At 72.3% G+C, this 8,530-nt stretch carries 8 protein-coding genes; all 8 read right to left on the bottom strand.

The window, feature by feature from the left end; translation table 11 throughout:
- Positions 1–1,077, bottom strand: a 1,077-nt coding sequence (locus M1M07_RS31435) for a hemolysin family protein (protein WP_248676665.1), incomplete at its 3' end; no start/stop codon positions are given.
- Positions 1,074–2,477, bottom strand: coding sequence for a hemolysin family protein (locus M1M07_RS31430; protein ID WP_248676664.1), 1,404 nt, complete (start codon positions 2,475–2,477; stop codon positions 1,074–1,076). The genes M1M07_RS31430 and M1M07_RS31435, both read right to left, overlap by 4 nt.
- Before the next feature lie 214 nt (positions 2,478–2,691).
- Positions 2,692–3,591, bottom strand: coding sequence for a DMT family transporter (locus tag M1M07_RS31425; RefSeq protein WP_248676663.1), 900 nt, complete (start codon positions 3,589–3,591; stop codon positions 2,692–2,694).
- Between the two features lie 7 nt (positions 3,592–3,598).
- Positions 3,599–5,059, bottom strand: coding sequence for an NADP-dependent phosphogluconate dehydrogenase (gene gndA / locus M1M07_RS31420; protein ID WP_248676662.1), 1,461 nt, complete (start codon positions 5,057–5,059; stop codon positions 3,599–3,601).
- Positions 5,060–5,144: 85 nt separating this feature from the next.
- Entirely contained in the window at positions 5,145–6,098 is a 954-nt protein-coding gene (locus M1M07_RS31415; RefSeq protein ID WP_197252635.1) for a M56 family metallopeptidase, read from the bottom strand.
- 13 nt (positions 6,099–6,111) lie between these two features.
- Positions 6,112–6,522 carry a BlaI/MecI/CopY family transcriptional regulator gene (locus M1M07_RS31410; protein WP_197252634.1) on the bottom strand — a complete coding sequence of 137 codons (411 nt, stop codon included), beginning with the start codon at positions 6,520–6,522 and terminating at the stop codon, positions 6,112–6,114.
- Positions 6,523–6,565: 43 nt separating this feature from the next.
- The gene (locus M1M07_RS31405; RefSeq protein WP_248676661.1) at positions 6,566–7,489 is read right to left on the bottom strand and encodes an ABC transporter ATP-binding protein; all 924 of its coding nucleotides are present in this window, start codon (positions 7,487–7,489) and stop codon (positions 6,566–6,568) included.
- A partial coding sequence (locus M1M07_RS31400) for an iron chelate uptake ABC transporter family permease subunit (RefSeq protein WP_248676660.1) occupies positions 7,486–8,530 on the bottom strand: 1,045 nt, incomplete at its 5' end. The genes M1M07_RS31400 and M1M07_RS31405, both read right to left, overlap by 4 nt.

The following is an 8,530-nucleotide window of genomic DNA, read 5'->3' as shown; positions in this document are numbered from 1 at the left end:
GTTCCCCGGGGCGGGGTCGGCGATGCGGTGGGTGGCGTCGCGCACGGTCCCGACGAATTCCTCGACGAGGTCCTCGAGGGCGACGATGCCGACGACGGTGCCGGTGGCGTCGACCACCCCGCCCAGGTGTGAGCTGGTGCGGCGCAGCAGCGCGAGGGCGTCGTCGAGTGCGCTGGTGAGCGCGACCCGGGGCAGTTCCCGCACCTCCGCGGGCGGGATCACCGTGTCGGGTCCGGCGTTCTCGTCGCGCACCAGGTCCAGCACGTCCTTGATGTGCAGGTAGCCGGTGACCTTCCCGGCCGGGTCGAGGGTCGGGTAGCGGGAGAAGCCGGTGTCGATGACGGCCTGTTCGAGCACGCCGAGGGTGGTGCCGCCGGCGGTGATCGGCACGGTCCGCACCCGGTCGATGGGGATCATCACCTCGGTGACGGTGCGGCCGCTGGTTTCCAGGGCCTGGGTGAGGCGGCGGTGTTCCTCCTCGTCGAGCAGCCCTTCGGAGCGGGATTCGCCGATCATCTCCGACAGTTCGATGGCGGTGACGGTGACCTCGAGTTCGTCTTTCGGTTCGACCCGCATCAGCCGCAGGGACAGGTTGGCGCACAGGTTGTAGAACGCGATGAGCGGCTTGGCCAGGCGCATGAACAGCAGGTGCACCGGGACGAGGAGCATCGCGGTGCGTTCCGGTCCGGCGATCGCGATGTTCTTGGGCACCATCTCGCCGAGCAGGATGTGCAGGATCACCACCAGCGCGAGCGCGACGGTGAACGCGAGGGGGTGCAGCAGCGAGTCCGGCAGGCCGGCCGCGTGCAGCGGCGCCTCGATCAGGTGCGCGATGGCCGGTTCGCCGACGCGGCCGAGCAGGATCGAGCAGATGGTGATGCCCAGCTGGGATCCGGCGAGCATCAGCGACAGGTGTTCCCCGGCGTCGATGACGGTCGCGGCGCGTTTCTTGCCCTGGGCGACGAGCGATTCGAGCCGGTCGCGGCGGGCGGTGATGAGCGCGAATTCGGCGCCGACGAAGAAGGCGTTGCCGGCGAGGAGCACCACGGTGAGCAGGACACCGAGCAGGTCGTTCATCGCTGCTCTCCGTTCGTGTGCGCGACCGGGTCGGTGTCGCCCGCGGCGGCGGTGTCGGCCGCGTCGGGGTCGGTGTCCGCGGGGACCGGGGTGAGCAGGATCCGGTCGATGCGGTGCCCGTCCATCGCGAGGATCCTGGCGAGCCAGCGTTCGGTGTGGTCGCCGGGACGCGCCGGGAGCAGTATCTCGTCGCCGGTGTCGGGGATGCGGCCGAGTTCGTCGAGGATCAGGCCGCCGATGGTTTCGTAGTCGCCGTCGGGGGCGTGGTAGCCGGTGAGGCCGGCGATCTCGTCGATGCGCAGCAGCCCGGAGCAGGACCAGCCGTCGTCGAGTTGCCGGGCGTCGGGTTCGGGTTCGTCGTGTTCGTCGCGGACGTCGCCGACGATCTCCTCGATGAGGTCCTCCATGGTGATGATGCCGGCGGTGCCGCCGTATTCGTCGACGACGAGCGCGACCTGCATGCCGTCGGCGCGGACGCGTTCCATCACCTCGTCGCCGTCGAGGGTCGACGGCACGATCGGCACCTGCCGGGCGAGGGGGCGCAGCGGGGTGTGGGCGCGGCGCGGACCCGGAACGGTGAAGGCGTGTTTGACGTGCACGACCCCGAGGGTGGCGTCGAGGTCGCCGTCGACGACGGGGAACCGCGAGTAGCCGGTGCGGTCGGACAGGTCGATCAGGTCCAGCACGGTGTCGTGCTGGTCGAGGCATTCGATGGTCACCCGCGGGGTCATCAGGTCCTCCGCGGTGCGGTCGCCGAACCGCAGGGAGCGGTCGACGAGCAACGCGGTGCGTTCGTCCAGGGCACCGCTTTCCGCGGAGGCGCGGACCAGGGAGCCGAGTTCCTGCGGGGACCGCGCCGAGCGCAGTTCCTCGGCGGGTTCGATGCCGAGCCGCCGCACCACCCAGTTCGCGGAGCCGTTCAGGCCGTGGATGGCCCACTTGAACACGAGCGAGAACGCGACCTGCAGTCCCGCGGTGGCGCGGGCGGTGCCGAGCGGGTGGGCGATGGCCAGGTTCTTCGGCACCAGCTCCCCGAAGATCATCGAGAAGGAGGTGGCGAGGATCAGGGCGAGGGCGAGGGAGATGCCGGAGGCGGTGGATTCGCTCAGGCCCACGGCCTGCAACAGCGGGTTCAGGAATCGCGCCAGCACCGGTTCGGCGAGGTAGCCGGTGATCAGGGTGGTGATGGTGATGCCCAGCTGGGCGCCGGACAGCTGGAACGAGAGGGTGCGGTGGGCGTGCTGCACCTGGCGGGCGCGGCGGTCACCGTCCCGGGCGTGGGCGTCGACGGTGCTGCGTTCGAGCGCGGTCAGGGAGAATTCGGCGGCCACGAACAGGGCCGTGCCGACGGTCAGCGCAACGAAGCCGACCAGGGAAAGTATGGACAGCAGAACGGACATCAGGGCCGCTCCTGCCGGGTTTCGGTTCCGCCGGGTCTGTCACCCGGCTCGCTAGAGGAGCCCTCCGAACCGGCGGAATCGGAGTCCGCGTCGGCCGTGACGACCGGGGATAGTGCCGTGCTGGTGATAGTGGGTGCCGTGGGCACCTGGTTCCTCTCGTCGGGCTCGGCCGCGCGGTCGCCGCGCGCCGAGCGTGGTCGGATGGGGCACCATTCTACTGGGCGATGTCCGGATCGGTCGCGTCGTGCGGGTGCGCGGCGGTGTCGGGGGTGTGGTGCGCCTGGTCGCGGGACAGGGCGACGGTGGTGGCGAGCATGACGACGACGGACGCGACGACCAGCGCCAGGCCGGGGCCGTCGACCCGCAGCCGTTCCCCGAGCACGGTCATGCCGAGGAACGCCGCGGCGAGGGGTTCGCCGATGGTCAGGGCGGGCAGGGATGCGCCGAGCGCCCCGGCCTGGAAGGCGAGTTGCTGCAGGTAGCCGCCGGTGAGACCGGCGGTGACCAGCGCCCAGGTCTGCCAGGAGCCGGCGACCGTGCCGAGGCCGTGTTCGAACAGGTCGGTGACGTGTTTGGTGAACACGACGGCGACGCCGAAGAGGATGCCGCCGGCCGACCCGAGAAGCAGCGCCCGGGTGGGGGCGCCGACCGGGAGCGCGGCGGCGCCGACGGCCGCGGCCGCGACCGCCAGGACCGTGCCGAGCGGCAGCGCCCAGTGCCGGGCGGCCGCGTCGAGCGCGCCTTCGGTGGGGTTGCCGACGACGAGGAACACCGCCAGGGACACGCACAGGGCGGCGGCGAGCAGCCAGGTGCTGCGGCCGATGCGGCGGCCGCCGGCGAGCGCGGACATCGGCAGCGCGAACAGCAGCGAGGTCACGAGCAGGGGTTGGACGAGCAGGATCGCGCCGAGCGCCAGCGCGGCGACCTGCAGCAGGTAGCCGCCGCCGTCGCCGAGGATGCCGGCCCACCAGCGGGGACTGCGCAGCAGCCCGCCCAGCAGGGACCGGTCGCCGGGGACGGCGGCGGCGGAGCGCTGCTGGGCGACGCTGGCGGCGGCGAACAGCACCGCGGCGGCGAGGGCGCACGCCGCCGAGGCCGCCGCGGTGCCGGTCATGTGCGGGTCAGGCGTCGACTTCGCTGCGGTCGCCGCTCCAGAGGGTGTGGAACTTGCCGGGCCGGTCGGTGCGCTCGTAGGTGTGGGCACCGAAGAAGTCGCGCTGGCCCTGGGTGAGGGCGGCGGGCAGGCGTTCGGCGCGCAGGCCGTCGTAGTAGGACAGGGACGAGGCGAACGCCGGGATCGGGATGCCGAGCTGGGTGGCGGTGACCACGACGCGGCGCCAGCTGTCGATGCCCGCCTCGATGGCGTCCCGGAAGTAGGGGGCCAGGATCAGGCTGGGCAGGGCCGGGTCGGCGTCGTAGGCCTCCTTGATGCGGTTGAGGAACTGGGCGCGGATGATGCAGCCGCCGCGCCAGATGGTGGCCAGTGCCGCGCGGTCGACGTTCCAGCCGTATTCGGCGCTGCCGGCGGCGATCTGGTCGAAGCCCTGGGCGTAGGCGACGATCTTCGAGGCGTACAGGGCGGCGCGGATGTCCTCGGTGAACTGCGCGGCGTCGGTGGGGGCGGCGCCGAGGGTGCCGGCGGCCAGGCCGCGGGCGGCGGCCCGCTGGTCGCGGGAGCCGGACAGGGCGCGGGCGAAGACGGCCTCGGCGATGCCGGTGACCGGGACGCCGAGGTCGAGGGCGGCCTTGACGGTCCAGCGTCCGGTGCCCTTCTGTTCGGCGGCGTCGACGATGACGTCGACGAGGGGTTTGCCGGTGGCAGCGTCGGTCTGGCGGAGCACGTCGGCGGTGATCTCGATGAGGTAGGACTCGAGGGTGCCGGTGTTCCAGTCGGCGAAGACGTCGGCGATCTGTCCGGCGTCGTAGCCGAGCGCGTCGCGCAGCAGGTGGTAGGCCTCGCCGATGAGCTGCATGTCGGCGTATTCGATGCCGTTGTGGACCATCTTGACGAAGTGTCCGGCGCCGTCGGGGCCGATGTGGGTGCAGCAGGGGGTGCCGTCGACCTGGGCGGCGATCTTCTCGAGCAGCGGGCCGACGGCGGCATAGGATTCGGCGGGGCCGCCGGGCATGATGGACGGGCCGTTGAGGGCTCCTTCCTCGCCGCCGGAGATGCCGGCGCCGACGAAGTGCAGGCCGCGGGCGCGCAGTTCGGCTTCGCGGCGGATGGTGTCGGTGTAGAGGGCGTTGCCGCCGTCGATGATGATGTCGCCGGGTTCCATGGCGTCCGCGAGCTCGCCGATGACCGCGTCGGTGGCGTCGCCGGCCTTGACCATGATCAGGACGCGTCGGGGCTTCTCCAGCGCGGCGACGAACTCCTCGACGGTCTCGGTGCGCACGAAGTCGCCGTCGCCGCCGTGCTCGGCGAGCAGCGCGTCGGTCTTGGCGATGCTGCGGTTGTGCAGGGCGACGGTGTACCCGTTGCGGGCGAAGTTGCGGGCGATGTTCGATCCCATGACGGCCAGGCCGGTGACGCCGATCTGGGCGCGGGGCGTTGCGGGGGTTGCGGAGTCTTCGACGGTCATGGATACAGCTTCCCCTGTCACCTGCCGGTGCGGAGATCGGGGTCGCGCGTTTCCGAATGTGACCTACATCACTATCGGCGGGGGGTCACCAGGAACGCAGCAGGCGTTCGACCTCGACGAGCCAGGGCACCGCGACCGCGAGGGTGGGGATCACGAGGATCGCGGCGGCGGCGATGTAGGCGACGGCGGCGGTGCGGGTGTCGCCGCCCGGTCCGGCGAGCCGCTGGACGCGCAGCAGCGTGGAGGGACCGCCGACGGCCATCGCGCCGTTCGGGGTGCGGGATTCGGCGCAGGTGACGAGGGCGCGGGCCAGCGGGACGGGCCCGGTGGCGCGGACGGCCGAGTCGTCGGCGAGCATCTCGATGAGCAGCTGCACCGAGCCGAGCGCCGAGCCGGAACGCACCCAGCGGGGGAACGCCTCGTAGACGGCGGTGAAGGCCTCGAGGACGAGGTCGTGCCGGGCCCGCAGGTGGGAGTGCTCGTGGCTGAGCACGGCGCGCAGTTCGGTGTCGTCGAGGTGATCGAGGGTGCCTTCGCTGAGCACCACCCGGTGCCGCAACCCGGGCAGGCAGTAGGCGATGGGGTCGGCGCTGTCGAGGATGCGCACGTGCGGGAGCTGGCGGATCGCGGCGCCGCTTTCGCGGCGGTCGAGCAGGTCGACGAGGGTGCGGTGCCGGGAGCGGCGGCGGCGGGTGCGCACCGCCACCCGCAGCGTGGAGTACATCAGCCGGGCGCCGATGAGCACGGTCGCGGTGAACACGAGCACGTAGGTGAGCCACAGCGGCAGCCCGAGCACGTCGATCTCGCGGAGCGGTTCGGTGGTGGGCCGCCCGTCCTCGCCGGGGACGAGTAGCAGCGCCGCGATGGCGAGGCCGGAGCTGAACGCGGACAGGACCGCGGCGAGCGCGACCGCCTGCCACAGCACCAGGGCGGCGCGGGGCGTGCGGTACGGCCAGGTCGCTCTGCTCAGCAGCGCCGGGACGGGGCCGGCGAGGAACAGCGCGAGGATGCCGAAGACCAGCGCGGTGGTCGCGTTCATGGCATCCAGTGTGTCAGCTCGTGCGGCCGTCGTGCTCGGGGGTCGTGGACGTGTCGGCTTCCTTGGCTTCGAGGGCGGCCAGCGCTTCGCGCAGAGCTGCGGCTTCGTCGGCGCCGACGCGGCCGACGAAGTGGACGAGTGCGGCGGTGCGGCCGCGGCTGTCGGCTTGGTCGAGGGCGTCGACCATGAGTCCGGCGACGAGTTCTTCCCGGCCGTGCACCGGCAGGTAGCGGTGGGCCCGGTCGTCGCGCTGCTGGATGACCAGATTCTTCTTCGCGAGTCGTTGCAGGACGGTCATGACCGTGGTGTACGCGAGGGACCGTCGACTGGACAGGGCCTCGTGGACCTGCCGCACCGTCTGGGGTTCGGTGGAAGCCCAGAGGTGGTCCATCACTGCTCGCTCGAGTTCGCCGAGTGCTGCCATGCAACGATTCTACGGACTCTCTCCGACGCTGTGCGTACTACCCCTAGTCGTAGGGTCTTTGGTCCTGGTCGCCCGGCGTGTCGCGGCCCTTCACCCCGGGCCGGTCCGCGCCGCCGACGGTGCCGTAGACGTGCCGCGCGCCGATCGGCACGATCAACGGCCGCCCGGACACCGGGTCGTCGATGACGGCGGCGTCGAGGCCGAACACCTCGCGCAGCAACTCGACGGAGATCACCTCGGCGGGGGCGCCGGCGGCGACGATGCGCCCGGCCTTCATCACGACGAGGTGATCGCTGTAGCGCACCGCGAGGTTCAGATCGTGCAGCACCATCACCACGGTGCGGCCCAGTTCGCTGTGCAGCCGGTCGACGAGGTCGAGCACCTCCACCGAGTGCGCGAGGTCGAGGTAGGTGGTGGGTTCGTCCAGCAGCAGGATGTCGGTGCCCTGCGCCAGCGCCATCGAGATCCAGGCGCGTTGCCGCTGCCCGCCGGACAGTTCGTCGACGGGCCGGTCGGCGAGGTCGGCGATGCCGGTCTGTTCCAGCGCGACCCCGACCTCCTGCTCGTCGTCGGAGGACCACTGCCGCAGCCAGGACTGGTGCGGGTGCCGGCCGCGGGAGACCAGGTCGGCGACGGTCAGGCCCTCGGGGGCGACGGGGGCCTGCGGCAGCATGCCGAGCACCCGGGCGACCTCGCGGGTGCGCATCGAGGTGATGACCTGGCCGTCGAGCAGCACGCTGCCGGCGCGGGGCCGCAGCAACCGGCTCAGCGCCCGCAGCAGCGTCGACTTGCCGCAGCCGTTGGGACCGATGACGGTGGTGACGACGCCGGTGGGCACGATCAGGTCGAGATCGTCGACGATGAGCCGGTCGCCGTAGCCGAGGGACAGCTGCTCGGCGATGAGACGCGGTTCGGCGGTGGCCGCCGCGCCGGGGTCGGTCGGGGCGAACGTCGTGGTGTCGGTCACGCGGAAACCTTCCGGTTGGAGCGCACGAGGAGGTAGAGCAGGAACGGGCCGCCGAGGGCGGAGGTGACCAGCCCGACGGGCAGGGCGACCGGCAGGACGGTGCGGGCGATGATGTCGGAGCCGACGACGAGCACCGCCCCGGTGAGGGCCGAGGCGACGATCGGGGGGCCGTCGGCGCGCACGAGACGCACCGCGAGCTGGGGGGCGGCCAGGGCGACGAAGCCGATGGGTCCGGCCGCGGCGGTGGCGATACCGGCCAGGCCGCACGCGGCGGCGAGCAGCAGGCCCTGCTGGGTCTGCAGCCGGATGCCGAGGGAGCGGGCGGTGTCGTCGCCGAGGCGCAGGGCAGCGACGGTGAACCCGGCGATCAGCGTCCAGGTGCCGATCACCGCCAGGGCGATGCCGGCCGGCACCACCTGGCTCCAGGCGGCGCCGTTGAGGGAGCCGGTGAGCCAGACCTGGGCGCGGGCGACGTCGTTGATGTCGGCGGAGACGAGCATCCAGTTGGTCAGCGCGATGAGCATGGCGTTGGCGCCGATGCCGATGAGCACCAGCCGGAAGCCCTCGACGCCGTTGCGCCAGGCCAGCAGGTAGATCACGAACGCGGTGAGCAGGCCGCCGAGCAGCGCGGCCAGCGGCAGGCCCAGGCCGGCGAGGAGCCCGACGATCGAGCCGCCGCCGGTCACCACGATCAGGGCGACGGCCGCGGCGCCGGCACCGGCGGTGATGCCGAGGATGTCGGGGCTGGCCAGCGGGTTGCGCGAGAGTGACTGGGTGATCGCGCCGGCCACCGCGAGGGCCGCGCCGACGACGACGGCGCCGATGCCGCGGGGCAGCCGCAGATCCAGCACGATGAACCGGTCCAGGCGTGCGCCGCCGCCGGCGAGCACGTCGAGCACCTGCGGCACCGACAGCGGGTAGTCGCCGCGGCCGAGGCTCACGCACAGCAGCAGGAAGGCGGCGACGGCGAGCGCCGCGCACACCAGCAGGTGCCGGCCGCGCCACACCAGCGACACGGGACCGATCCGCAGGGCCGGGCGG

The sequence above is a fragment of the Rhodococcus sp. HM1 genome (assembly GCF_023218075.1).
GTDB lineage: Bacteria > Actinomycetota > Actinomycetes > Mycobacteriales > Mycobacteriaceae > Rhodococcus.
This window is presented reverse-complemented; position numbering and strand designations above follow the sequence as displayed.